Genomic DNA, 24,939 nt, shown 5'->3' on the forward strand with positions numbered 1-24,939 from the left:
AACGAGGGGCAAGGGCGGGTATTGGCGATTTATCAATCCCTAAAATGTTAAGTTTCGACGCAAGCCGGCATCAATTCGCCGCCGCTAGGCTACGGATTTCGGGGTGTTGGGCTCGGGGAGTTACCGTGATGCGTATGCTTTGCTTTGACGCAAATCCGAACGGACGGCCGTCACGCATTTTTCCTGGAATTGCACTGGCAGCGGTCGGTATCGGGCTTTTGGCGATGACCGGCTTGGCGCAAGCTTCGTCCATCGTCGTGCTTGGCGTTGCCACCTCGACGCCATCCGTAGTCAGGCTGCCCTCCATCGAGCCCGGTAGGGTTTCCGCGGCTTCCACGCCGTCCATAGTGGGGCTCGACGAGCCGGTGCCAGCCGTCACCGAAGAGAAGGTGGCCGCAATCCCGGAGAAGTCCGGGCAGAGGCATGCGCAGGCGCCGACGATCATTCGCGGCGGTATCGTAGGTGGCGCTTCAGCAGCGCCCGCTGCGAGCGCCCCGGCCACAGCGCCGGCGGCTGCAACACCGGCAAACGGCAGCGCGCCGGCTGCGGCCACGCCTCCCAACGGCACGGCCGCTGCACCCCCCAACGGCGACGCCAAAGCGGCCGATGACAAGGCCGCCGCCGAGAACAAGGCGGCCGCGACCGCAAGCGCCTCGGACGAACAGGCGCAATCGAAAGCCCAACCGCAAGAACCCCCGGTATCGCCGCGCTTCAGCAAGGCAATGTAGGCGCGCAAACCTTCAGGACCGACAGAGGGGCGACGCCTGCCGCGTCGTCCCTCCTGCTTTCAACCGGCAAGAAACGGCTCAGGCCGCTTCTTCCTTGTCGTCGTCTTCAGACTCTTCTTCTTCGTCGTCCTCGCCGTCTTCGTCCTCATCGTCGCCCGAGGCCTTGGGTTCCCCGTCTTCGTCGGCGTCCTCATCGTCGTCGCCGTCTTCGTCGTCCTCATCGTCACCCGAGGCAGTGGCTTCCTCATCGGCTTCTTCGTCGCCGGCGTCTTCGTCGCCTTCTTCCTCATCGTCTTCGGACGGATTGACGGCTTCGACCGCCGCGGCGGCAGCATGGTCGAGGATGTCGTCGGAAGCGGTTTCGGTGGCCTCGGCGGCGGCCGGGGTCTCTTCAGTCAATTCGATATCGTGAACGGAATTCATGGCATGCCTCCGTGGTTGGGGAACGTCCTGAGGCGTGTCGCGCCGAAATGAATTTCAGGCGACGCGGCTCAAGTCTTTGTTTGATGCATGTCGTGGTCCCAGAACCGCTGAACATTTCTGGGCGACATGCATTGGTTCTCCCATGCGGAGGTCATCGTCGTATGACTGTAAGCCGGCTCCGGCGTATTAAATTTGGCCGCCAAATTGTCGAAGCACGCCCGCGCCTTGTGAGGCGCGGGCAGCTTCGGATCGGCAATTTCTTGAGCCGTCAGCCGACGATTTTTGAAAAATCGGCAACCTGGTCGGTGGCGGCGCGGATGCGGGCAAGCAGCGCCAGGCGGTTGGCGCGCACGGCCTGGTCCTCATCATTCACGAGAACGCCTTCAAAGAATGAATCAACAGGTTCGCGCAACACGCTAAGCGTCAGCATGGCGGCGGAAAAATCTTCATTCTGAATCGCTTGGCCGGCTTCCTTCTCGGCTTGATTCACCGCGGAAAACAGCATCTTTTCGGCGTCTTCGCGGAACAGCGCCGGCTCAACGGTCTCGGCGACCAGCGTTTTCTTCTTCTCCTCGGCGGCCAGGATGTTGGCGGCGCGCTTGGTGCCGGCGAGCAGGTTCTTGCCGTCCTCGGTGTCGAGCAGGGAGCCCAGCGCCTCGACGCGACGGACGATCTGCAGAAGGTCGTCGGACTGCGGGGTAATGACGGCATCGATCAGATCGTACCGCGCGCCCTGGTCGCGCAGATAGACTTTCAGGCGGTCGTGGAAGAAGGCAAGCAGGTCGGATATCTGCCTGGCCCCGTCCGTAAAATTCGCAAAGGCCTTGGCGAAGACCGACGTCAGTCCCAGGCGAATGCGGTTCTCGATCAGGATCCTGACCACGCCGAGCGCAGCGCGGCGCAGTGCGAACGGGTCCTTGCTGCCGGTCGGCTTTTCATCGATCGCCCAGAAGCCGGTGAGCGTGTCGAGCTTGTCGGCAAGCGCCACCGCAACCGAGACCGGGTCGGTTGGCACCCGGTCGGACGGGCCTTGCGGCTTGTAGTGCTCCTCGGCGGCCGCTGCCACAGACGCATGCTCGCCCTGCAGCAGCGCATATTTGCGGCCCATTGCGCCCTGAAGTTCGGGGAACTCGCCGACCACTTCGGTCTGCAGATCGGCCTTGGCGAGCACCGCGGCGCGGGCGACGAGCGCGCGATCGGCGCCGACCACGGGCGCCAGCTCTTCAGCAAGCTTCTTGATCCGCGCGACCCGCTCCCCTTGCGTGCCCAGCTTGGCATGGAAGGTGACGTTGAGATGATCGAGCCGCGCCATGCGCTGGTCGAGCGGCTTCTTCAGGTCCAGCTCGAACTTCGCCGCCGACTCCTGCAGCGTGCCGAGGTCCGGCAGGTCGCCCTGGTCGGTCTTCCAGAAATAGAGCGCGTCGGAAAGGCGCGCGCGCACCACCTTGCCGTTGCCGTAGGCGATCTCCTTGCCGCCATCCTTCGCCTCGATGTTGGCGACGAGGATGAAGCGGTTGGAGAGGTCCTCGGCCGCGCCTTGCGGCCGGGTGACAAAACACTTCTGGTTGGCGCGGATGGTGAGGCGGATGACCTCGGCCGGAATGGTGAGGAAGTCCTGCTCGAACTCGCCCATCAGCACGATCGGCCATTCGACCAGGCCGGAGACTTCCTCCAGCAGGCCTTCGTCCTCGACGAGATCGAGGCCGTTGGCGAAGGCGACGTTGCGCGCGTCGGCGAGGATGATCTCCTTGCGCCGGTCGGCATCGAGCACGACCTTTGCCGCCTCGAGCTTGGCCACGTAGTCGTCGAAACGGCGAACGGTGATCGGCCCCGGCGCATGGAAGCGGTGGCCAAAGGTGACGTTGCCGGAGCGGATGCCGTCGATCTCGAAGTCGACCACCACCGGCTCCTCGGTCTCCGGGCCGAAGGTGCAGACGATCGACTGAAGCGGCCGCACCCAGCGCAGCGAGCCGGGCTTGGCCGAGGCCGGCCCCCAGCGCATCGATTTCGGCCAGGGAAAGTCTTTGATAATGCCGGGCACCAGCTCGGCAATGATCTCCTCAGCCGCCCTGCCCGGCTTCGCGATGTGGGCGACGTAAAAGTCGCCCTTCTTCGGATCGGAATGGACATGCGCCTCGGCGATCGATGAAAGGCCTGCCTTGCGCAGGAAGCCCTGCACCGCCTGCTCGGGCGCCGTGGTCGAGGGACCCTTGATCTCCTCGCGAATGTCTTTCGAGCGCGCCGTCAGCCCGCGGATGTCCAACGCCAGGCGCCGCGGCGTCCAGTATTCGCGCGCCGCCTCGTAGGTCAGGCCCGCCTCGACAAGACCGTCGGTCAGCATCTTCCTGAGATCGCCGGCAGCCTTACGCTGCATGCGCGCGGGGATTTCCTCGGAGCGAAGTTCCAGAAGCAGGTCAGGCATAGTTAAGCTCCCACCCTCCCCTCGATGGGGAGGGTCGGCGCGTAGCGCCGGGGTGGGCTGGCGGCCTCTCAGCTGCCATTACCTTCGGCACCGTCGCGCAGATGCAGGTGTAATTTCCGTTCTTCCACCGCCGCATAGATTGTATCGAGGACGGAATCCAGTTCGTTTTTTATCTCGTGATTCCAGAAACGGACAACGCGGTAGCCCTGGCCTTCAAACCACCGCGTTCGAACTTCATCATGGCCCAGCTGATCATCGGCACCATGGTGGAAGCCATCCACCTCAATAATCAGCTTCAGCCGATGTGAGATAAAGTCGGGATAGTAGCCACCAACCGATGCTTGCCGACGAAAGTGCGTGCCTTCGACTGGGATGCGCCAGAGGTGCCGCCACAACCTGCGTTCCTCGTCGGTCATCGCCGCGCGCAGCCTTCGCGCGGACTGCAACTTGAAGCGATCAAGTTTTGGCATAGGGAAGCGCCCGTCACCCCCACCCGCCGCTTCGCGGCGACCTCCCCCATCAAGGGGGAGGTAGAGGGCGCATAGCAACTCGGCCGGCCGCTGTCACCCTGCCTGCCGATCGCCAATCAGACCTATATCGGGAAATTTTCAGTTCTTTGTCGGGACGACGCGTGCCCACCCGTCCTAAGAGCAGACATCCCATGAACCAAACGCGGCACTGAAGCGACCAACGCTCAGGCGGAGAACTATTGGCTGAACGACGATGAAAACGGCATCGAGAACCCTGCAGATCCTGGCACTGAGCGCCTGCTTCGCCGCCCAGATGCATGGTACGTTCTCGATGCCTGGCGTGAGGCAGGCCCTGCGCACGATCGAAAGCGCAAGCAGCCAGAGCATATTGCCGCCGCCCGTCGCCGAGATCGCGAAAGCCTTGCTGGCTTAAGCCGCCAGACCGCCCGCCTGCGTCTGCAGGAACGCCTCGCCGCAGGCTTTCGCCAGATTGCGCACCCTGAGGATGTAGCTCTGGCGCTCGGTGACGGAGATCACGCCGCGCGCGTCGAGCAGGTTGAAGACGTGGCTCGCCTTGATGCACTGGTCATAGGCCGGAAAGACCATACGGTGCGCCGCCAGATTGTCATTCGACGCCGGCGCACCGGCGGCAAGCAGCGCCTTGCACTCGGCTTCGGCATCCTCGAAATGCCGCAGCAGCATCGCGGTGTTGGCAAATTCGAAATTGTGGCGCGAATATTCCTGCTCGGCCTGCAGGAAGACATCGCCATAGGTGACCTTCTCGGCGCCCTCGCGGCCGTTGAAGTTCAAGTCGTAGACGTTGTCGACGCCCTGCACATACATGGCGAGGCGCTCGAGCCCATAGGTGAGCTCGCCCGCCACCGGCGCGCATTCGATGCCGCAGACCTGCTGGAAATAGGTGAACTGCGACACTTCCATGCCGTCACACCAGCACTCCCAGCCGAGACCCCAGGCACCCAGCGTCGGGCTTTCCCAGTCGTCCTCGACGAAGCGGATGTCATGCAGCAGCGGATCGACGCCGATCGCCTCGAGCGAGCCGAGATAAAGCTCCTGCAGGTTCGGCGGGTTCGGCTTCAGGATCACCTGGTACTGATAGTAATGCTGCAGCCGGTTCGGGTTCTCGCCGTAACGGCCGTCCTTCGGACGCCGCGACGGCTGCACGTAAGCCGCGTTCCAGCGACGCGGACCGAGCGCGCGCAAGGTGGTCGCCGGATGGAAGGTGCCGGCGCCGACTTCCATGTCGTAGGGCTGCAGGATCACGCAGCCATAGGCAGCCCAGTAATTGTGCAGCGTCAGGATCAGCCCCTGGAAGGAGCGGCTGGGGTGCATGTGGGCAGGAATGTCGATGGTCACGGCGGCCTCGGAAAGCGCTGGGATTCAAGCCTTCCCTAGTTGCCGGGCCGGCAAGCGTCAAGGCAGGCGCCGCATCACGGAGAGGTTGAACGCTTTGCCGGCGGCTGGCCCATTGCAGGGCGTCGCAGCAGGCCGTTTGCTCGCCTGACCGTAACGACAGAGATTCCGCAATGCCCGGTCAACTCACCGTCCGTTCCGTCAGCCGGCAGGACCACGAACAATGGCTGCCGCTCTGGGACGGCTACAACGCCTTCTACGGCCGCTCGGGCGAGACCGCGCTTGCCGGCGAGATCACGCAGATGACCTGGTCGCGCTTCTTCGACGCCTACGAGCCGGTGCATGCGCTGGTGGCCGAGCGCGACGGCAAGCTTCTCGGCCTCGTCCACTATCTCTACCACCGCTCGACCACGGCGATCGGGCCGAACTGCTATCTGCAGGATCTCTTCACGTCGCAGGCCGTGCGCGGCCAGGGCGTCGGCCGGGCTCTGATCGAAGGCGTCTACGAGCGCGCAAAAGCCGCTGGCTCTGGCCGCGTCTACTGGCTGACGCATGAGACCAACCACACCGCAATGCAGCTCTACGACAAGATCGGCGAGCGCTCCGGCTTCGTCGTTTATCGCAAGATGTTCTAGTTCCTCGACATAGGGATTTGAGAGCCGCCGTTCGTCTGGAGCAGACTTTCATCGTCCATTTCCGCGAGATGAGCGCTAACGCTGGAGATTGACTAATCCTTCGCGACCTCGTCATTCCAGGGCGGAGCAGCCGCGAAGCGGCGTCGCGCAGACCCTGGAATCCATGCCGTGACCTTGATCGAAGAACGCAGCGGAGCAGAATTCTGCACCGTTGCAACGCCTTAAGGTCACGGCATGGATTCTATGGTCTGCGCCGCGTCGCTTCGCTCCTTGCTCCGCCATAGAATGACGAAGCGATAGGCGTTTCGGCTAGGACGCCAAGCCGAAACGAAAACGGGGCTCGACGAGCCCCGCATTCTTGAACGTCGACGAAAGTCGCTCAGCCCTTCGGCGGAGGCGGCGCGACCGGTTTCACCTTCGGGGTTTCCTGCGCCGTGTTGGATTCGATCGGCGGCAGACCCTTGAGCAGCTTCTGCTGCAGGGTGGCGAGCACGTCCGGGTCCGGCTTCAGGTCACGGGCCTGGGTCCATTGGAAGGTCGCTTCCAGCTTGCGGCCGACACGCCAGTAGGCGTCGCCCAGATGGTCGTTGAGGACCGGATCTTCCGGCTTCAGCGACACAGCGCGCTCCATTTCGCGCACGGCGTCGTCGAAGCGGCCGAGGCGGTAATAGGCCCAGCCAAGCGAATCGACGATGTAGCCGTCGCTTGGCCTGAGATCCACGGCCTTCTGGATCATCGCCAGGCCTTCCTTGAGGTTTGTGTTCATGTCGACCCAGGAATAGCCGAGATAGTTCAGAACCTGAGGCTGGTCGGGCTGCAGCTCGAGCGCCTTGCGGAAACTGGGCTCGGCCTTCGGCCATTCCTTCAGCCGCTCATAGGCGATGCCGCGCTGGTAAAAGATGTTCCAGTTGGCGGCGGTCGGCGCCTTCAGCTGCTCGACAGCCTTGTCGTAGAGATTGGCGGCCGAGCGGAAATCCTCCTTGGACGAGTAGACGCCGCCAAGCGCCAGATAGCCGCGCATGTCGGTCGGATGCGCATCGACATAGCCCTTGAGATGCGCGATCGCCTCGTCGTGACGGTCGATGTCTGCGAGGTTCAGGCCAAGCTGCAGCTCCGACAGCTGCTTCAGCGGCGAGGTGGCCGGAATGCGGCGATAGAGCGCGATCGCGGCTTCGCCGTCCTTCAGCTGCTCGGCGACCGCCGCGAGCTGCACGAGGGCGGCGTCGCTGTCCGGCTTCAGCGCCAGCGCATATTGCAGATAGAGCCGCACGAAGGGCTCGCCGCCGCCACGGTTGAGCGCGGTGGCGAGATCGAGCAGGATTTCCGAGGCGCCGTCCGCCGGAGTGGCGACCAGGGGCTCCATCTTGTCGCCCTTGTTGATCCTGTCGCGCAGCGTGGTGATTTCCAGCTTGCCCGGCGCGAAGGCTTCGGCCTGGTTCAGCACCGCAACCGCCTTTGCCTTGTCGCCCTTGCGGGCGAGGAAGGAGGCATAGGCCTGGGCGTTGCGCATCCACGTCTCGGGCGCGGAGCCGCCCGCGGCCGTGTCGGCCAGAGTGGCGGCATAGATCTCATCGGCCTTGTCGGTGAGGCCGGCAGCGTCGGCGATCAGCGCGCGATGGAAGGACTTGAACAGGCCGAACCAGTCCGGCCCCTTGAGCTTGTCGATCGAAGCCATCGCCTCGGACGCATCGCCCGCGCCTTCCTTGGCCCAGCCGTCCATGACGCCGGAGAGCAGCCGGTCGAGATCGGATTCGAGCGACAGCTTCAGCCAGTACTGGGCCTTGGCGTAGTCCTTCTTGTGGAAGGAATCGACAGCAAGCGCCAGGCGCGAGAAGCGCTCGACATCGGGCACTTCCTTGAGCTTGTCGGCATAGACCAGCGATTCCTCGAAGCGGCCCTGCGCGACGAGCGCCAGCATCAGGCTCTGCTGCAGGTCGGTGTCGTTGGGGGCAAAGGCCAGCGCCTGCTTGTAATAGGCGATGGCATTGTCGAGATCGTTGTCGCTCTCGGCGGTGTGAGCGGCGAGATAGGCGCCCGAGAAGGACGTGATCTGGATCGGTTGGGCGTTTTCCTTGGCATGGGCAGGCAGCGCCGACAGCGCCACACCCGTCAAAAATGCCAGCCTTGCCAGCCAGCGCGCACGTCCTTGCCGCATCGTATCCCTTTCAGCCAGACGCGATCCCGCCCTTGGCGGACCGCCCACAGACTCGTTCTTTTCCAGACAAAGCATGGCCTTTTTGGGGTCACGCTTCAATCCGGAGCGAATCACATTCGTGCCGCTCAACAGAGCATGGCCGCCGGGAATAATATCTGCATCCAGCCTTGACGTCGATTACCCGTCTGGCTGATGCGCCGATCTCGCATGGCAATCGATCGTTCTACAAACGGGTAGAGCGGAAGCCCTCGGCGGCAACGGCATCGCACGGCGGACGCCCGGAAACCAAGGCTCTCAGTTGACGCGGCTGATGCAGAAATCGATGACGTCGATCAGCGCCGACTTCTGCGGCGTCGCCTCCAGCGGCGCCAGGGCGTCGCGGGCGATCTCGCCGAAGTGACGGGCGCGGCCGATCGTGTCGGCAATCGCCCCGTGGCGGGTCATCAGGCCGATCGCCTTCTCCAGCCCGGCATCGTCGGTGACATTGTCCTCGATCGCGCGCTTCCAGAAGGTGCGCTCGGCCTTGGTGCCGCGCCGGTAGGCGAGGATCACCGGCAGCGTCACCTTGCCCTCGCGGAAATCGTCGCCGACATTCTTGCCGAGCTCCTTGCTGGAGCCGCCATAGTCCAGCGCGTCGTCGATGAGCTGGAAGGCAAGGCCGAGATTCATGCCGTAGGAGCGCAGCGCGGCGCGATCGTTGCGGCTGGCCTGGGCGATTACCGGGCCGACCTCGGCGGCGGCCGAGAACAGGGCGGCGGTCTTGGCCTTGATGACCGCGAAATGCTCGTCCTCGGTGGTCTCCAGGTTCTTGGCGGCGGCCAGTTGCATCACCTCGCCTTCGGCGATGATGGAGGCGGCGCTCGACAGGATGTCCAAAGCTTCCAGCGAGCCGACCTCGACCATCATGCGAAAAGCCTGGCCGAGCAGGAAATCGCCGACCAGCACGCTCGCCTGGTTGCCCCAGATCATGCGCGCCGTCTTCTTGCCGCGGCGCAGCGCGCTTTCGTCGACGACGTCGTCATGCAGGAGCGTGGCCGTGTGCATGAACTCGACCGCGGTGGCGAGCTTGACATGGCCCTCGCCGGCATAGCCGAACATCTGGGCGGCGGCGAGCGTCAGCATCGGCCTGAGCCGCTTGCCGCCGGACGATATCAGGTGGTTGGCGACCTCGGGGATCATCTCGACGTCGGAGCCGGCCTTCGACAGGATCAGCTCGTTGACGCGTCCCATGTCGGCTGCCGTCAGATCGATGAGATCCTTGATGGAAGCAGGTTCCCGCTTGCCCTCGATATTCAGAACGACACCCACCACGATCACTCCCGTCTCAGTTGACGCGCACGACAACACCCTGGTCCCGACGGGACTCTAGGTCGGCACAACCGCGCACGGCAAGAGGCGAATTGGCGCGGCTTGGCTGGCGCGGGTCCGCCTCGACGTTTACATGAACGCCGCAACCTGCGATTTTCATTCCATGATTGAACTCGTCCGCACCAATGACGCCGTCCTCATCTCCTTCGTCGAATCGCTGATGCGCGACGCCGGCATCGCCTGCTTCGTCGCCGACCAGAACATGAGCGTGCTCGACGGATCGATCGGCATCCTGCCGAGGCGCATCATGGTCGATGCCGACAAGGCCGATGCGGCGCGGCGCATCCTGAAGGATGCCGGCATCGAGAACGAGATCCGCCGGAAATAATGCCCGCTCCAAGCAACCTCGCTCCCAACGCCTCGCAGGCCGACACCCCGGCCCATACGGTCGATGCCTTCCATCGCGGGCGCTTCTGGCTGGTGCAGCCACGGCAAGGCCACCGCGCCGGCATGGATGCCATGATGCTGGCGGCGGCCGTGCCGTCGGTTTTCTCCGGCAGGCTCGCCGATTTTGGCGCCGGTGCCGGCGCCGCGGCCCTTGCCGTCCTGTCGCGCTGTCCGCAATCGCGCGCGGTGCTGGTCGAGCGCTCCGCCGAGATGGCCGGCTTTGCCGCCGCCACGCTCGCGCATCCGGGCAATGCGCATCTCGGCGACCGCGCCTCGGTGCTGACGGCCGACGTCACGCTTGCCGGCCGCGCACGGGCCGAAGCCGGGCTTGCCGACAACTCCTTCGACTTCGTCATCATGAACCCGCCCTTCAACGCCGCCGAGGATCGCGCCACGCCGGACGCGCTGCGCCGGGAAGCGCATGTCACGGAGGATGGGCTGTTCGAGCGCTGGATCAGGAGCGCGGCGGCGATCGTCAAGCCGCGCGGCGGGCTGGCGGCGATTGCCCGGCCGGAGCAGCTCGTCGCCATGCTCGACGCGATCGAAGGCCGCTTCGGCGATGCCGAGATGCTCTGCGTCCATCCTCGCCCGGACGCGGCGGCGATCCGCATCGTCGTCAGGGCAGTGCTCGGCGCGCGCGGCAAGCTGTCGATCCGGCCGCCGCTGATCTTGCACGGACCGTCCGGCAACGGGCCGACGGAGCGGACCGAGATGATCAACAACGGGCTGGCGTCGCTGTTCGGCGATTGATCCTTGAAGCGCGTCGCGTTGAAACGGAACCAGGCGACGCGCTTCAAGGTCTTATTTTATGCATGTCTTTTTCGCAAAACCGCCGCACACTTTTGCGCGACATGCATCGGTCGGCACTACGGCATTGCCGTTGGCCGGCGAATTCCTACATGCCGGGAGCAAGGATGAGGTCTCACCTTGCTCTTGCACCTCTTCTGGAGACAAGTTTTCGTGAAACGCTTCTTCAACCGCCTGCTGCCGAAATCCTGGCGCTCGACAGTCGTCACCATTCCCGTCATCCGGCTGCATGGCACCATCATGGCCGGCGGCGGCCAGTTCCGGCCGAGCCTGTCGCTCGCCTCGACGGCCGGCATGATCGAAAAGGCGTTCGGCTTCGACGCGCCGGCGATCGCGATCTCGATCAACTCGCCGGGCGGCTCGCCGGTGCAGTCGCGTCTGATCTTCAAGCGCATCCGCGACCTGGCGGCGGAAAAGGACAAGAAGGTGCTGGTCTTCGTCGAGGATGTGGCGGCTTCCGGCGGCTACATGATCGCGATCGCCGGCGACGAGATCTTCGCCGACCCGTCCTCGATCGTCGGCTCGATCGGCGTGGTCTCGGCATCGTTCGGCTTCCCGGAACTGATGAAGAAGATCGGCGTCGAACGGCGCGTGCATACCGCCGGCCAGAACAAGGCCGTGCTCGACCCCTTCAAGCCCGAGAAGAAGGAGGACGTCGAGCGGCTGAAGGCGCTGCAGCTCGAAGTGCACGAGACCTTCATCGATCTCGTCAGGGAACGGCGCGGCACCAAGCTCAAGGACGATCCGGACCTGTTCACCGGCCTGTTCTGGACCGCCAAGAAGGGGCTGGAGCTCGGTCTCGTCGATGCGCTGGGCGACATGCGCAGCGTGCTCAAGACCCGTTTCGGCGACAAGACCCAGCTCAAGCTGATCACCGCGCCGCGCGGGCTTTTCGGCCGTTTCGGCCTGTTCGGCTCGCGCTTCTCGGCGCCCGACATCGCCGCGGCAGTCGCCAGCGGCGCCATCGATGCGGCGGAAGAGCGCGCGCTGTGGGCGCGCTTCGGGCTTTGAAAAAGCCATGAAAGCGTCTAGCATAATTGCTTAACCGACCCGTACGGCCGGCCTTGCCGCGCAAACGCGGAAGGAGTTTCGAGATGCCGCAGATCATTTTCTTCGTTGTCGTCGGCGCGGCCGCCTATTTCGGCTATCGCGCGTTCATCCGCGAGGCCGAGCGCGTGACGGCCAAAATCCGGCGCACCGAGAAACAGGCGGCCAACGGCACGATGGGCACGCTGGTCAAGGACCCCAAGACCGGCGAATACCGTCTGGCCAAGGACTGAACCCATCTCGCCAGCAGCCGACATTCTGGAGCCCGAGGCCAAGTCCCGGACATGGCTTGCGCCTGCCAAGATCAATCTGGCGCTGCATGTGACCGGCAGGCGCGACGACGGCTACCACCTGCTCGACAGCCTTGCGGTCTTCACCCGCTTCGGCGACCGGCTGCAGATCGAGCCGGCCGAGCGCGACGCGTTCTCGGTATCTGGCCCCTTCGCCGCCGGCGTGCCGCTCGATGACAGCAATCTGGTGGTGAAGGCGCGCGACGCCTTGCGGCGGGAAGCCGGCGCGCAGCAGGCATCGCCCATCGCGATCCGGCTGGAAAAGAACCTGCCGATCGCTTCCGGCGTCGGCGGCGGATCGAGCGACGCGGCGGCCGCGCTCAACGGGCTTTCGCACCTATGGAACCTCGATATCGACGAAGCCGGACTGGCGGGGATCGGCCTGTCGCTCGGCGCCGATCTGCCGATGTGCCTCAGGGCGAAGCCGCTGATTGCGCGCGGCATCGGCGATGACTTGTCGCCGCTGGCTGGCTTTCCGGCTCTGGCGCTGGTTCTGGTCAATCCGGGTGTCGCCGTCTCGACGCCCGAGGTGTTCAGGGCGCTTGCCAGGCGCGACAGCGAGCCGTTGCCGCCACTGCCCGGCCGCCTGGACTTCCACACGATCTGGAACTGGCTGGAGACCACGCGCAACGATCTCGAGCCAGCCGCCCGTTCGATCCAGCCGGCAATCGGTGAAACGCTCAAGGCGCTCAAGAAGGCAGGCGCCGCCTTCGCCCGCATGTCGGGCTCCGGCGCCACCTGTTTCGGCCTGTTCGAGACCGGCAATGTCGCCAAGCGCGCGGCGATCGACATCCGCGGCCGCCATCCCGGCTGGTTCGTCGCCGCGACGCGCAGCATGGAGGCCGACTGATGGCCAACGACGGCCGGCCCTTCATCCCGGTGCGCATCGCGGTGCTGACGGTTTCCGACACGCGCAGCCTCGCCGACGACAAATCGGGGCAGACGCTGGCCGACCGCATCGTGGAAGCCGGCCACATATTGGCCGCGCGCGACATCGTCACCGACGATCGTGAAAAGATCCGCGAAAAGGTGCTCGGCTGGTCGAAGGACCAGGCGGTCGATGTCGTCATCACCACCGGCGGCACCGGCTTCACCGGTCGCGACGTGACGCCGGAGGCGCTGGAGCCGATCTTCGAAAAGCGCATGGACGGCTTTTCCGAAGTCTTCCACCGCATCTCCTACGACAAGATCGGCACCTCGACGATCCAGAGCCGGGCGACGGGCGGCGTCGTCAACGCCACCTTCGTCTTCGTGCTGCCGGGCTCGCCCGGCGCCTGCAAGGACGCCTGGGACGGCATCATCAAGGCACAGCTCGACTACCGGCACATGCCCTGCAACTTCGTCGAGATCATGCCGCGCCTCGACGAGCATCTCAGGCGCGGCGGCAAGCCTGCCTAATAAAACGCCGGCAAAGCATTCAATCGGCATCCGGTTTGCAGGCGGAATGGCGCTCCCGCCTTCGAGGCGCCATTCCGAAGCCGATGAGGGCAAAGTACCTTGTGCCGTGAAGCAAGGGACAGCGCCATGACCGTGCACAACGGCGGATGCCATTGCGGCAATATCCGCCTCAGCTTCTCCACCGCGCTCGATCCGGCGGCAATGGAAATCCGTGCCTGCCAGTGCTCGTTCTGCACCCGGCATGGCTCGCGTGCCGCCGCCGATGCGGGCGGGCGTCTGGCCATTTCGGTCGAAGACAAAGCACGGCTGCAGGTCTACCGCTTCGGCCTGCGCACCGCCGACTATCTCATCTGCCGCGAATGCGGCGTCTATGTCGCGGCGATCGCCGGCGGAGGCGCTGACGCCAGGGCGATCGTCAACGTCAACGCGCTCGACGACCGCGAGCTATTCTGTCGCGAGCCGATCCCTGTCCGCTATGACGCCGAGACGCGCGAGCAGCGGCTGGCCAGGCGCCGCAGCGCCTGGATGCCGGTCGAAGTCCACGGGATATGAGAGCGGCCGAACTCACGAATGCCGCAATCAGCGGATGACCGGCTCACCGTGGAAGCGGCGGCGCGAGGGCTTGGAGACGCCGAAGCCGATTTCCATCATCAGCCGCGGCGTACGCGCGGGCACGGTGCCCATGTGGAAGCCGAACGGATCCTCGACGAAGCCGAGACCCGCCTCGCCCGTCAACGTGACCGGGCTTTGCGGACCGTAGACGTCCAGCACATCTTCTGCCGGATGGCCGACAAGAAGCGTCAGCTGATGCTTGAGCGCGCGGCGCTTGTGGCTGCCGCGGACATAGACATGCGGACCAGTGCCTTCGTCGACCGGCGCCAGGTAGAAGAAGAACTTCAGCATGCGCCAGTCGTCGAGGTCGAAATGATATTTGCCGAGCGAGGCGAGGTTCTTGTCGGCGTCGGAAGGCTTGCCGGTCGGGAAGCTCCACCAGACGCGCGTGGTGATCAGCTTTGCCTGGCCGCCGAGATAGTGCCGGGCGACATCGAGCAACAGCGGGTCTTTCTGGACGGCAAGGGCCGCGGGACAATCCAGGATGCGCTCGAAGAAATGTCCGCTGAGCAGGGAGCGGCCGAAACGCTTCTCCGCCTCGGCATGGTCGCCCGGTATGAATTCGAGACGGCGGTCGAAATTGCCGAAACAGGGCGTGCGCTGCGCGAAAGCGGCGATCTCCTCATGGATCGACGGCGGCAGCATGAAGCCCGAAAACAAACCCTCCGAACGCAGCGCCTCGACCACCGCCTCGCGATCGGTGCCGGTGAACATGGTCTTTTCCGTGTTGTCTGACGGGCCGGCCCGTTTGGCGCCCAGCCAATGCATTCGGCGCCCGGGCATGGTGCGCGCCAGCATGAACATCGGCAACCAGGCAGGGTTTTCGCGAAGATCCGTCATATAGGTCGGGATGCGCACGGCGATGCGCTTGAACAGGCTGCCGTCGCGGGCGATCGCCTCCAGGCTGGTCGCGCCGGAATTGTCTGGGGGAGTAAGATCCATCGGGTCCTCATATGCATGCGTCCGACGAAACGACAGTTGCCTATCGCTTCGGCACTACCCAATCCCGATTGTCCCGCATGGGAAGAATGCTAACCTCACCTTCGATTTTGTGCAATGCACAATAAAGCCGCGGCTGATTTAGCTGCCCAGCTTTTCCCCTTGCGGGCGCGCAGGCATCACTTTGGCGGCGCCACCCAGATTTCGGCATTGAGCCGTCTGGTGGCGAGGCCGCGCGCCAGGGCTTCGGCGTTGCGGGCGCTCTTGGCCAGCGCCGCTGCCTGGCGCTTGCTGATGACAAGGCCCTCGGCCAGCGCCCGGTTGCCGGAAAACACCCGGGCGAGAAACGGCGCACGATTGGCACGGGCGCGCGAGAAGCGCGCCGGCATCGTCTGCCTCGCCGTGTGGGCGACGACCTCCTCGATCCAGCCTTCGGCCAGCCGCGCGCCGGGTTCGAGAAGCAGCAGCCAGTCGCCCTTTGCCTGACCGATGCCGGCAGCGATCCCTCCGGCCACGCAGTGGCAGCCGGCGTGCTCGGCGACGCGATGCGTCAGGTCGGTCGAGCCGGCATCGCAGACGATGACGTCGCGCACCACGCCCTCGACGGCGCCGCCGATCAGCGAGGCGAGCGTACGGGCAAGGCCTTCTTCGTCGTTCCGGGTTTCGATGAGAACGCTGAGCATTCCTAGCCGAATAGCGGAAAGCCGGGCGCTGCGCCAGTTGCGCGTTCCAGTCGAAAAAGTTCTTGCTTTGTTCTCATCGGCGAAATAGGAATAGTTTCATGAACAGAGCGATTCGACAGCCTGCCGACAGTCCCTGGGAGAGGGCGAAAATGGAACAGATCGTGCGCGCCGACATTGCCGCTTTCGGAGCCGGCAGAGCCGAGATGGCCAACGCGATGATGGAACAGAGCGGCATGCGCGTGCGCCCCGAGCGCAACCGCGGACGCTCTGCCGGCATCAATCCGTCCGGCCGCTTCGAGCCGGTCAGCCGGCATGTGTTCGACGACGGCTGGAACTCGCTGGAGGAACTGCCGCCTTTCAAGACGGAGGTGCAGGTCGAGAAGCCGCGCACCATCATCACCCGCAACGAGTCGCCGGACATCTCCTTCGACCGTTCGATCAACCCCTATCGCGGCTGCGAGCATGGCTGCGTCTACTGCTTCGCCAGGCCGACGCATGCCTTCATGGGCCTGTCGCCGGGGCTCGATTTCGAATCGAAGCTTTTCGCCAAGCCGGATGCGGCACGCATGCTCGACAGGGAATTGTCGAAGCCCGGCTACCAGCCGCGCACCATCGCCATCGGCACCAACACCGATCCCTACCAGCCGATCGAGAAGCAGTACCGGATCATGCGCGAGATCCTGGAAGTGCTGGAGGCGCGCGGCCATCCGGTCGGCATCGTCACCAAGTCGGCGCTGGTGACGCGCGACATCGACATCCTGTCGCGCATGGCCGAACGCGGCCTCGCCAAGGTGGCGCTGTCGGTGACGACGCTGGACCGCATGCTGGCGAGGACGATGGAGCCGCGCGCATCGACGCCGACGAAGCGGCTGGAGGCGATAAGGCAGCTTTCGGATGCCGGCGTGCCGGCTTCTGTGATGGTGGCGCCGATCGTTCCCGGCCTCACCGATCCGGAGCTGGAGCGCATCCTCGATTCGGCGCGCGCCGCCGGCGCCAGGGAAGCCGGCTATGTCGTGCTGCGGCTGCCGCTCGAGGTGGCGCCGATCTTCAAGGACTGGCTCCTGCGGCATTATCCGGATCGCTACCGGCATGTGATGTCGCTGATCCGCTCGATGCGCGATGGCAAGGATTACGATTCGGAATGGGGCAAGCGCATGAAGGGCGCCGGACCCTACGCCTGGCAGATCGGCCGGCGCTTCGAGATCGCCGCCAAGCGGCTCGGCCTCAATGCCGAGCGACGGCAGCTTCGGACCGACCAGTTCGTCGCAGGCTCCGGCGCCGGCGAGCAGCTGATGCTGCTTTGACGAAGACAAGCCAGGGCGTGGCCTAGCGGCTGTGCCCTGCCCCACAATCCCGTCCGGCCCCTGTCCCCCGGCCGTGAGACGGTGCCCTCCCGGTCCGACGCCCCATCCGACCCGGAGGGACTTGCGGAGAATCGGAGCCGATGCGAACCTCGCCGCACCATGGCTCGCGCGCGTTTCGATTCTCCGCTTCTCTTTGAAATGGTCGAAAAGCCCGACTTCTCGATCGAGACGAAGGCGATGGCCGACGGGCTATGGCCGGTGGCGGGCATGGATGAGGCTGGCCGCGGGCCGCTCGCCGGTCCGGTGGTGGCGGCGGCGGTCGTGCTCAACCCCGCCAACATTCCCGAGGGGCTCGACGATTCCAAGCGCCTCACCCATCTGCAGCGCGAGGCGCTGTTCCTGAAAATCCTGGGCTCGGCGCTCAGCGTCTCGATGGCGTCGATCAGCGCCGAAGGCATCGACAACAGCAATATTCTGAAAGCCAGCCTGGAAGCGATGCGCCGCGCCGCAGCCGGCCTGTCCTTGCGGCCGAAACTGGCTTTGGCCGACGGCCGCGACGTGCCGCCTGGGCTGCCCTGCGAGGGCCGCGCGCTGATCAAGGGCGATCAGCGCTCGCAATCCATCGCCGCCGCCTCGATCGTCGCCAAGGTGATGCGCGACCGCATGATGTGCGGCTGCGGCGGCCATCACGAGCACTACGGCTTCGAGGTGCATATGGGCTATGCAACGGTCCGGCACCGGACCGCGATCGAGACGCATGGGCCGGTGGCGAGACTGCACCGCGCCTCGTTCGCGCCATTCCGGCTGGGCGGGGTCGAGGTCGCGGAAGAGGAAGAGAGCTTCGCCGGGCTCGAGTGAGCGACGGCGTCGGTGACGGCTGCTCTCCCCCCTTGTGCAGGGGAATCGCATATGGCTTTTTGGGACTTGAAGTTGGCCTGAGAAGGGATTCTTTGGGCAGGCAGTCGAACGAGGGAGAGACTGCCATTTCCAGCCTTGAGAGCTATTTCGGCGCGCTACCCGATCCGCGCGCCGGCAATGCCACGCATCGGCTTGGCGATTTGATCGTGATGATGATCGCGGCGAGCCTGTGCGGGGCGAGCAATGCGACGGAGTTCTCGTTGTTCGCGCAAGAGCGCAAGCAGGCGCTGTCGCGGTTGATCGCGTATGAGGTGGCGCCCAGCCACGATACCTTCTCGCGGCTGCTGCGGCTGCTCGATCCGGAGGCGTTCAGCCGTGCCTTTGCCGCCTTTGCCGCGGGCTTCGCGCGGGCGTGTGAGGAAGTGGTCTCGCTCGACGGCAAGGCGCTGCGGCGAGCCTACGAGAAAGGCCTTGCAGCCAGTCCTCCCCTGACGGTGTCGGCTTTTGCCGCCGAGACGCGGCTATGTTTGGCGGCGGTCTCGCCCGGCGAGGAAGAGAATGAGGTCGAGGCCGCCCTCAAAGTCATCGAACTTATTGATCTTACTGGACGATTGGTCACAGCCGATGCGCTCCACTGTCACACGCGCATGGCAAAGGCCATCACCGAACGGGGCGGCGACTACCTGCTCGCGCTCAAAGGCAATCGTCGCCATTGGGTCGGCCACGCCAATCGCCATCTGGCCGAGACCGCCCCCGCAGTCGCGGAGCGGACCGAAACCAGCCATGGCCGCAGCGAATGGCGCCAAGCCGAGGTCGTGGTATCGGCTGAACCGCTGATGGCCGGCCACAAAGCCTTCATCCGCATCACCAGCCGGCGCGACCAGGCCAAGCCGCTGACGCGCCTGTTCATGGCCTCCACCTTGCTGTCACCCCAGCAAGCCCTCGAGCTCACCAGAGCCCATTGGCAGATCGAGAACGGCCTGCACTGGATGCTGGATGTTCATCTGGACGAGGATCAATCCCGTGCCCGCAAGGACAACGCCCCCGCCAACACCGCCCTCCTCAACCGCATCGCCAGAAATCTCCTTCAGGCCGCAGATGTCGATAAAGTCCCCATCAGTCACCGCATCAAGAAATGCGCTTGGAATGACGGCTATCTCATCCAGGCCATCACCCATATGCGATAGCCCTGCCCCCTTGTGGGGGAGATGTCCGGCAGGACAGAGGGGGGCGCTGTCCCGCCGACCTGTCAGCAAGTGGCGCGAATTCACTGCACAGCTTGCACCCAATCCAGCACATACGGATGAGAGGCCGCGATCCTTCGCGCCCCCCTCTGCCCTGCCGGGCATCGCCCCCACAAGGGGGGAGATTGGCAGTTCCGGCGCTTCGCTCCATCTCCAAACAAAAAGCCGCCGGGTTGCCCAGGCGGCTTTTGATTTCAAACCTGCGAAGCTCGTCAGTTCAGCTTGGCCTTCACGTCCTGCAGCGCCGACTTGAACAGGTCCGCGCCGGCCTTGGCGTCGACCTTGGCGGCCAGCAGCGCGCGGGCGGCCTCGACGGCGATGTCGACGGCGCTGGCGCGCACCTCGCCGATCGCTTCGCGCTCGGCCTGGCCGATCTTCTGCTCGGCAAGCGCGGTGCGCCGGGCGACATAGTCCTCGGTCTTCTTGTGCGCCTCGGAGGCAAGGAGCTCGGCCTCGCGCTTGGCGGCGGCGACGATGTCGGCAGCCTCCTTCTCGGCTTCCTTGCGCTTCTGCTGGTATTGGCCGAGCAACTGCTGGGCCTCCTCACGCAGGCGGCGCGCTTCCTCGAGCTCGCTGCTGATCTTGGCCGCGCGGGCGTCGAGCGACTTGGCGAGCATGCCCGGCACCTTCAGATAGATGATGGCGCCGAGGAAGATGATCAGGGCAATCGTGGCCCAGAGTGTCGCGAGTGATGTGGCGTCCATGATGCCCTCCTCACCGGGTCGCGGATTTGACCGCGGCCGAAACCTCGGCCTTGTCGGTCTTGCCGCCGACCAGCGCCTCGACGATGGCCGACGTTGTGTCCTCGGCGATCGTGCCGACTTCCTTCATCGCCTTGGCCTTGATCGAGGCGATGCTCGCCTCGGCCTCGCCGAGCTTCTTCTCGAGTTCCGCCTCGAGCCTCTTGCGCGTGCTTTCGGCTTCGGTCTTGGCTGCGTCGCTCGCCTGCTGGCCGATCTTGTTGGCGTTGGCCTTGGCTTCCGCCAGCTCCTGCTCATAGGCGGCAACGGCAGCGTCCGCTTCGCCCTTCAGCCTTGCGGCGTGGTCGAGATCCTGCGTGATGCGATCGTTGCGGACATCGATGATGCCGCCGACGCGCGGCATCACAACCCGCTTCAGGAACAGATAGAAGAGCCCGAATGTGATGACCAGCCACAGGATCTGCGACGGGAAGGTCTCGGCATTGAACGGCGGGAACGTGCCATGCTCCTCGGCAGGCACGGCGGTGCCCGCATGCGTCTCGCCTTCGGCCGCGGCTGGCGCGGTTTCTTGCGCAAAGGCAGATGTCACGAACATCTCATTCCCCTGTCCATACGGCGGGGCCGCACCATGCGGCCCCTATCGTCAGCGCGTGCTTCTTACTTGAAGACCAGGAGCAGCGCGATGAGGAGCGAGAAGATGCCCAGAGCTTCGGTCACGGCGAAGCCGAAGATCAGGCGGCCGAACTGGCCGTCAGCAGCCGACGGGTTGCGCAGGGCGCCCGAGAGGTAGCTGCCGAAGATGTTGCCGAGGCCGATGCCCGCGCCGCCCATGCCGATGCAGGCGATACCAGCGCCGATAGCAGCTGCTGCAGTTGCGTCCATTTCAAAACTCCTGTGGTTTTCGGTAATCGTTGCGGTTGGTACGTTGGGTATGCTGGCGCCGGGGCGCCGGTGAAAATCGGTCAGTGGCTCGGGTGCAGAGCGTCGTTCAGGTACATGCAGGTCAGCACCGCGAAGACGTAGGCCTGCAGGAAGGCGACCAGCAGTTCCAGCGCGGTCAGCGCGACAGCCATTGCGAGCGGCAGGACCGAGCCGGCGATGCCGACCGCGCCCAGCGCGCTGAGGCTGACGACGAAGCCAGAAAACACCTTCAGCGTGATGTGACCGGCCAGCATGTTGGCGAAAAGACGAACCGAGAGGCTGACGGGACGCGAGACGAAGGAAATGATCTCGATCGCCACCACCAGCGGCAGGAGATAGCCGGGCACGCCATGCGGCACGAACAGCTTGAGGAAGCCGAAGCCGTGCTTGGCGAAGCCGTAGACCAGGACGGTGCCGATGACCAGCGCGGCCAGCGTGAAGGTGACGATGATGTGGCTGGTGACGGTGAAGAAATAGGGGAACAGGCCGATCAGGTTGGCGACCAGCACGAACATGAACAGCGAGAACACCAGCGGGAAGAACTGCATTCCCTGCTTGCCGGCCGCGTCGCGCAGCATGTTGCCGACGAACTCATAGGCCATTTCCGAGACCGACTGCAGGCGGCCCGGGATGAGCGCGCGGCTGGCGGTGCTCATGTAGAGGAAGGCGGAAGCGACGATGACCGTCACGACCATGAACAGGGCGGAGTTGGTGAAGGAGACGTCGTAGCCGCCGATATGGAGCGGGATGATCGGATGGATCTGGAACTGGTGGATCGGATCGACCTTGTCAGCAGCCACTGTAAATCCCCGTCAAAGCCAAGCCGGCTTCTTAAGTTTCTTTCGCGCCTTGCGGCGCCTCATCTCATTCCTTCGGCTCGCGCGGCGTACCGCCCTGACCGAACTGTGGCGCCAGTCCCGCCGAACGCAGGACATTGAGTATGCCGGCGCCAAAACCCAGCAACAGGCCGACAATCAGACCCCATGGCGCCGTTCCGGCCAAGCGGTCGATGATCCAGCCCAAGCCGACACCAACCACCACTCCGGCGATGAACTCGCTGGACAGCTTCAGTGCCTGACCGTAACCGGTCGCAGCGTTCGCTTCGTCTTTCCCCTCGAGCCGGTCCGTGCGTCTTGTCGCAAGCGATGCTTCAAGCTCGCGCCGGCGGCGCTCAAGTTCGTCGTCGCGGATGGTGGCTTCTGGCTGCCTGCCGCGGCCGGTTTCTCCGGTTCCGTCTGGCCTGTTTTCGTCGGCCATCGCAACCCCCCTGCCCGGGCAGACGATCACCGTCCGTCCGCTTCTAAAGTCGCCGGCAACATAGTTAGAGGGTCCGCGCCCGTCAAGCCACGGGCCGAACTTCAAAGTGATGTATTTTCTATTTTAAAATCAATGACTTATTCAGGTGCGACATCGTGCCCGTCACGCCCGCGCGAGGACTCGGCGCGAATCCGCCCGGCAAGCCGCGCCGATCGGCGTGCGCGGCGAGCGACAAACGGCCTTGACGAAGGGCGTCGATTGAGCGGCTTAGTTCGAGCCGCCTAAACGGCTCAGCTCCAGCCGCCGCCATAGGTGCGGTAGAAGATATGCAGGCCGATCCTGGTCATCCGATGCATGGCGCGCGCCCAGCCGGGATGCACATAATTGGCGTAGTAATGCGTGGAGGATCCGACCTCGGGGATGAAGATCTTGCCGGCGGTCACCGCCATGGCGACATCCTGGGCGGTCTTGTAGGCGACCGGGTCGTTGATGCGCTTCTTCCTGCCGTCGCAGGCGAAGGAGAACTGGCAGCGGTTGAACCAGTTGTCGTTCTGGTAGACGACGCCGCAGATCGTCTTCGGATAGGCGGGATTGCGGACGCGGTTGAGAATCACCTGCGCCACCGCGGCCTGGCCGCGCACCGGTTCGCTGCGCGCCTCGAAATAGATGCCCTTGGCAAGGCATTCCTGTTCCGGCCTGGAAAAGACGGCCGCCGGCAGCGGGTTCTGCATCCAGGCGTGGTCGCCCTTGCCCATCGGCGGAATGAAGCGGCCGTCGTTCGGATCATCCTGCAGCAGCGCTTCGAAGGGTGAGGCCTTGGCGTAGTCGGGCGCCGATTGGGCATAGGCGGTGGCGAGGATATCGGGCTTGTCGTTGTTGACGAGCGCGACGAGGGCCGCCGGCAAGTCTGGATCGGGCCTCTTGTCCTCGCGGATGTGGAAGGCCTGGGCGATCTGGATCTCCTTCCCCTTGATGCCGGGCTTGGCGAAAGTGAGCTTCAGGCCACTGTCCATCGCGGGACGGAGCAGTGAGGAGGTGCGCTCGAAGATCGAGCCGGCGCTGAAATTCTTCGGCGGCGTCACCGGCGAGACCTGGACGAGGCGGCCCTTCTTGTCGGCACGCACGACGCGATCCTCGTTGGGCGTGGCGCCGGCGACATTGCCCTTGCCGCGCAACGCGACCGTGCCGACGCCCGGCAATGCCACGCCGGAGCCGGAGATCGAGCCCGTGGCGGCCGAATCGACGAACGGCATCTCGGCGGCATGCACCGAACCGGCGACGGATTTTTCGACATACGCGTTCCAGCGATGGCTGGGCGATTCCAGCCCCGAAACAAGGCTTGCCATGTCCTGGTAGGCGACGACGGAGGGGGAGCCGACCCAGAAGCCGAGCCCCAGAACCAAAGGAGGAAGGACGGAACGTTTATTCGCAACGGCGGCGGCGACGAGCCGCATAAAAACGCGTCGATGCACGGAACTCTCCAGAAACGCTACTGACCCCGGAGAGCCAAAATGAAGCATTAACCTTGATGGTCGGTTAACGGCATCGATCGTGTTTTTTTCGTGTTGGAGACAAGCCGGCCCCCCTGCCGCGGAAAGCCGGCCAGGAATCAGGCTGGGTTAATCAGGCTCCGTGCTTCGGGTTGGGCGCAGGAAGATCGGCCACGCAATCGCCGCGCAGGTCGCGGCCGCCAGCCATACGCCGGGCCAGGCGCATAGCAGCAAGAGCCATGGAATGGCGATCGGCAGAAGCCGACGAAGACGAGCGTGTTGGCGAGGCTGAGCGCGGTGCCGACATGGCCGGCGCCGGCAAGCGTCGCCAGCTCTGTATAGGCGACACCGTGCCAGGCCGAGACGGAGATGCCGGCCACGACCACCATGGCGGGAAGGAGCGGCATCAACGCCGGCTGCGTGGACGCCGCGATCACCAGCAGCCAGAGGACCAGGAACGCCAGCGCGCTGAACACGCTGCAGAATTTCAGGAATGGCCGGCGGTTGCCGTGGCGGTCGGTGAAGCGGCCGCTCCAGACGCGCATCACCATGGCGCCGGTCTGCACGGCGGCGAGGCTGGCGCTCGTCACCCATGTGCCCATGCCGGCGAAGTCGTGCAGGAAGACGACGGCGAAGGTGAGCACCGCCACCTGCGGGAAGCAGAGCAAACCGATGGCCGTCGAGATGCGCCAGACCTCGATGTTGCGCAGCGGCGCCGGACCGCTCGTCGCGGCGGCGGCGTGCGCGTCGCCTTGCGTCGGCGGCTCGTGCAGCCAGCGCCAGGCGAAGAAAGCCGAGAGGGCGGAGACAGCCGCAAGCAGGCCGAAGACAGCGGCAAAGCCGAAGTCCAACGCGAGCGAAGGCAGCACGAGCGCGCCGAGCCCGCCGCCGAGCGGCACTGCCGTCTGCCTGATGCTCATGGCAAAGCCGCGCTCGCCTTCGCCGAACCAGCCCATGATGGCGCGGCCGCTGGAGCCGTTGACGCTGCCGCCGAGCAGGCCGGCAACCAGCAGGCTTGCCGACAGCAGCGTGACGCCGGGAACGGCTATCTTCGTCGGCACGACGAGCATCGCCATGACGAGAAGCCATGCCGCTGTCGCGCCGAGCCCGGTCAGCAGCACGCGGCGGTCGCCCCAACGGTCGGTGAGCAAGCCCCAGGGCAATTCGCTCAACGCCACGCCGAGGCCGAGAAGCCCGAGCGCCAGTCCAAGCGAGGCGTTGTCGAGCTGATAGCCCTGGCGCATCGCCACAGCGGTCGCCGGTATGCCGGAGAAGGTGGCGGAAAAGCCGGCATTGGCCGCGACACCGATGCCCAGCACCTTCCAGCGATGGTTGGGTCCGAAGCTCCGGCCGGCCGAGCCGGCGGAGGGGCCTGTTTCTGGCGGATCGCAATCGGTGGATGTGACGATGGCGGACATAATTCCATTCC

At 64.9% G+C, this 24,939-nt stretch carries 28 protein-coding genes; 13 read left to right on the plus strand and 15 right to left on the minus strand.

The annotated features are described in order from the left end of the window. Positions 1–224: 224 nt before the first annotated feature. Positions 225–728, plus strand: a complete 504-nt coding sequence (locus tag EJ067_RS06885) for a hypothetical protein (protein WP_126085279.1) — start codon at positions 225–227, stop codon at positions 726–728. Between the two features lie 78 nt (positions 729–806). Here the strand turns inward: EJ067_RS06885 and EJ067_RS06890 are convergent, their stop codons facing one another. From EJ067_RS06890 to EJ067_RS06900, 3 genes are all read right to left on the minus strand, one after another. Further along, complete coding sequence (locus EJ067_RS06890) at positions 807–1,151, minus strand: ATPase (protein WP_126085280.1); 345 nt, start codon at positions 1,149–1,151, stop codon at positions 807–809. Positions 1,152–1,419: 268 nt separating this feature from the next. Next, positions 1,420–3,573, minus strand: coding sequence for a glycine--tRNA ligase subunit beta (gene glyS, locus EJ067_RS06895; protein WP_126085281.1), 2,154 nt, complete (start codon positions 3,571–3,573; stop codon positions 1,420–1,422). Between the two features lie 68 nt (positions 3,574–3,641). Next, positions 3,642–4,043 (minus strand): DUF559 domain-containing protein, encoded by a 402-nt coding sequence (locus tag EJ067_RS06900; RefSeq protein WP_126085282.1) that lies wholly within the window; start codon positions 4,041–4,043, stop codon positions 3,642–3,644. Positions 4,044–4,296: 253 nt separating this feature from the next. On the opposite strand from EJ067_RS06900, the gene EJ067_RS06905 reads away from it, so the two are divergent. Then, complete coding sequence (locus EJ067_RS06905) at positions 4,297–4,476, plus strand: hypothetical protein (protein ID WP_126085283.1); 180 nt, start codon at positions 4,297–4,299, stop codon at positions 4,474–4,476. Here the strand turns inward: EJ067_RS06905 and EJ067_RS06910 are convergent. After that, on the minus strand, positions 4,473–5,417 hold the full coding sequence (locus tag EJ067_RS06910) for a glycine--tRNA ligase subunit alpha (RefSeq protein WP_126085284.1): 945 nt from the start codon (positions 5,415–5,417) through the stop codon (positions 4,473–4,475). The genes EJ067_RS06905 and EJ067_RS06910 overlap by 4 nt on opposite strands. 170 nt (positions 5,418–5,587) lie before the next feature. Between EJ067_RS06910 and EJ067_RS06915 the strand changes: the two genes are divergently transcribed. Then, on the plus strand, positions 5,588–6,049 hold the full coding sequence (locus EJ067_RS06915) for a GNAT family N-acetyltransferase (RefSeq protein WP_126085285.1): 462 nt from the start codon (positions 5,588–5,590) through the stop codon (positions 6,047–6,049). Positions 6,050–6,428: 379 nt separating this feature from the next. On the opposite strand, the gene EJ067_RS06920 is transcribed toward EJ067_RS06915, so the two are convergent. Both EJ067_RS06920 and EJ067_RS06925 read right to left on the minus strand, forming a co-directional pair. Then, on the minus strand, positions 6,429–8,204 hold the full coding sequence (locus EJ067_RS06920) for a tetratricopeptide repeat protein (protein ID WP_126085286.1): 1,776 nt from the start codon (positions 8,202–8,204) through the stop codon (positions 6,429–6,431). A gap of 294 nt (positions 8,205–8,498) precedes the next feature. Continuing rightward, positions 8,499–9,512 carry a polyprenyl synthetase family protein gene (locus EJ067_RS06925; RefSeq protein WP_126085287.1) on the minus strand — a complete coding sequence of 338 codons (1,014 nt, stop codon included), beginning with the start codon at positions 9,510–9,512 and terminating at the stop codon, positions 8,499–8,501. Positions 9,513–9,675: 163 nt separating this feature from the next. Here EJ067_RS06925 and EJ067_RS06930 point away from each other — a divergent pair, with 163 nt between their 5' ends. From EJ067_RS06930 to EJ067_RS06960, 7 genes are all read left to right on the plus strand, one after another. Continuing rightward, a complete protein-coding gene (locus tag EJ067_RS06930; protein ID WP_059186744.1) occupies positions 9,676–9,900 on the plus strand; it encodes a DUF2007 domain-containing protein in 225 nt (74 codons plus the stop codon). After that, entirely contained in the window at positions 9,900–10,709 is an 810-nt protein-coding gene (locus tag EJ067_RS06935; protein ID WP_126085288.1) for a methyltransferase, read from the plus strand. The genes EJ067_RS06930 and EJ067_RS06935 overlap by 1 nt, the downstream gene beginning before the upstream one ends. 210 nt (positions 10,710–10,919) lie before the next feature. Continuing rightward, entirely contained in the window at positions 10,920–11,777 is an 858-nt protein-coding gene (locus EJ067_RS06940; protein ID WP_126085289.1) for a S49 family peptidase, read from the plus strand. Positions 11,778–11,860: 83 nt separating this feature from the next. Beyond that, positions 11,861–12,046 (plus strand): membrane protein, encoded by a 186-nt coding sequence (locus EJ067_RS06945; RefSeq protein ID WP_040971812.1) that lies wholly within the window; start codon positions 11,861–11,863, stop codon positions 12,044–12,046. Positions 12,047–12,071: 25 nt separating this feature from the next. Then, a complete protein-coding gene (locus tag EJ067_RS06950; protein WP_126085290.1) occupies positions 12,072–12,953 on the plus strand; it encodes a 4-(cytidine 5'-diphospho)-2-C-methyl-D-erythritol kinase in 882 nt (293 codons plus the stop codon). Further along, complete coding sequence (gene moaB / locus EJ067_RS06955; RefSeq protein ID WP_126085291.1) at positions 12,953–13,501, plus strand: molybdenum cofactor biosynthesis protein B; 549 nt, start codon at positions 12,953–12,955, stop codon at positions 13,499–13,501. The genes EJ067_RS06950 and moaB overlap by 1 nt, the downstream gene beginning before the upstream one ends. Positions 13,502–13,627: 126 nt before the next feature. Then, a complete protein-coding gene (locus tag EJ067_RS06960) occupies positions 13,628–14,053 on the plus strand; it encodes an aldehyde-activating protein (RefSeq protein WP_126085292.1) in 426 nt (141 codons plus the stop codon). A 27-nt stretch (positions 14,054–14,080) separates the two neighbouring features. On the opposite strand, the gene EJ067_RS06965 is transcribed toward EJ067_RS06960, so the two are convergent. After that, positions 14,081–15,055, minus strand: a complete 975-nt coding sequence (locus EJ067_RS06965; protein WP_126085293.1) for a hypothetical protein — start codon at positions 15,053–15,055, stop codon at positions 14,081–14,083. 176 nt (positions 15,056–15,231) lie between these two features. Beyond that, entirely contained in the window at positions 15,232–15,735 is a 504-nt protein-coding gene (locus EJ067_RS06970) for a glycosyltransferase (RefSeq protein ID WP_126085294.1), read from the minus strand. A gap of 149 nt (positions 15,736–15,884) precedes the next feature. Between EJ067_RS06970 and EJ067_RS06975 the strand changes: the two genes are divergently transcribed. The 3 genes from EJ067_RS06975 to EJ067_RS06985 all read left to right on the plus strand — a co-directional run bounded on the left by EJ067_RS06975 (position 15,885) and on the right by EJ067_RS06985 (position 19,084). Beyond that, a complete protein-coding gene (locus tag EJ067_RS06975) occupies positions 15,885–17,039 on the plus strand; it encodes a PA0069 family radical SAM protein (protein WP_126085295.1) in 1,155 nt (384 codons plus the stop codon). Positions 17,040–17,198: 159 nt separating this feature from the next. Beyond that, a complete protein-coding gene (locus EJ067_RS06980) occupies positions 17,199–17,897 on the plus strand; it encodes a ribonuclease HII (protein ID WP_126085296.1) in 699 nt (232 codons plus the stop codon). A gap of 92 nt (positions 17,898–17,989) precedes the next feature. After that, positions 17,990–19,084 (plus strand): ISAs1 family transposase, encoded by a 1,095-nt coding sequence (locus tag EJ067_RS06985; RefSeq protein ID WP_245468096.1) that lies wholly within the window; start codon positions 17,990–17,992, stop codon positions 19,082–19,084. A 269-nt stretch (positions 19,085–19,353) separates the two neighbouring features. Here the strand turns inward: EJ067_RS06985 and EJ067_RS06990 are convergent, their stop codons facing one another. The 7 genes from EJ067_RS06990 to EJ067_RS07020 form a co-directional block, all read right to left on the minus strand. Then, a complete protein-coding gene (locus EJ067_RS06990; RefSeq protein WP_126085297.1) occupies positions 19,354–19,845 on the minus strand; it encodes a F0F1 ATP synthase subunit B in 492 nt (163 codons plus the stop codon). A gap of 10 nt (positions 19,846–19,855) precedes the next feature. Continuing rightward, on the minus strand, positions 19,856–20,437 hold the full coding sequence (locus EJ067_RS06995) for a F0F1 ATP synthase subunit B (protein ID WP_126085298.1): 582 nt from the start codon (positions 20,435–20,437) through the stop codon (positions 19,856–19,858). Positions 20,438–20,499: 62 nt separating this feature from the next. Further along, a complete protein-coding gene (locus EJ067_RS07000; protein ID WP_027164582.1) occupies positions 20,500–20,724 on the minus strand; it encodes a F0F1 ATP synthase subunit C in 225 nt (74 codons plus the stop codon). A gap of 80 nt (positions 20,725–20,804) precedes the next feature. Beyond that, positions 20,805–21,563: a F0F1 ATP synthase subunit A gene (locus EJ067_RS07005; protein ID WP_126085299.1), complete on the minus strand. Its 759-nt coding sequence runs from the start codon at positions 21,561–21,563 to the stop codon at positions 20,805–20,807. A 64-nt stretch (positions 21,564–21,627) separates the two neighbouring features. Further along, complete coding sequence (locus EJ067_RS07010; RefSeq protein WP_126085300.1) at positions 21,628–22,020, minus strand: AtpZ/AtpI family protein; 393 nt, start codon at positions 22,018–22,020, stop codon at positions 21,628–21,630. Between the two features lie 290 nt (positions 22,021–22,310). Then, on the minus strand, positions 22,311–23,492 hold the full coding sequence (locus EJ067_RS07015) for a cell wall hydrolase (RefSeq protein WP_126085301.1): 1,182 nt from the start codon (positions 23,490–23,492) through the stop codon (positions 22,311–22,313). A 137-nt stretch (positions 23,493–23,629) separates the two neighbouring features. Continuing rightward, positions 23,630–24,928, minus strand: a complete 1,299-nt coding sequence (locus EJ067_RS07020) for an MFS transporter (protein WP_245468189.1) — start codon at positions 24,926–24,928, stop codon at positions 23,630–23,632. Positions 24,929–24,939: the final 11 nt, after the last annotated feature.

Source organism: Mesorhizobium sp. M1D.F.Ca.ET.043.01.1.1 (genome assembly GCF_003952385.1).
Classification (GTDB): Bacteria; Pseudomonadota; Alphaproteobacteria; order Rhizobiales; family Rhizobiaceae; genus Mesorhizobium.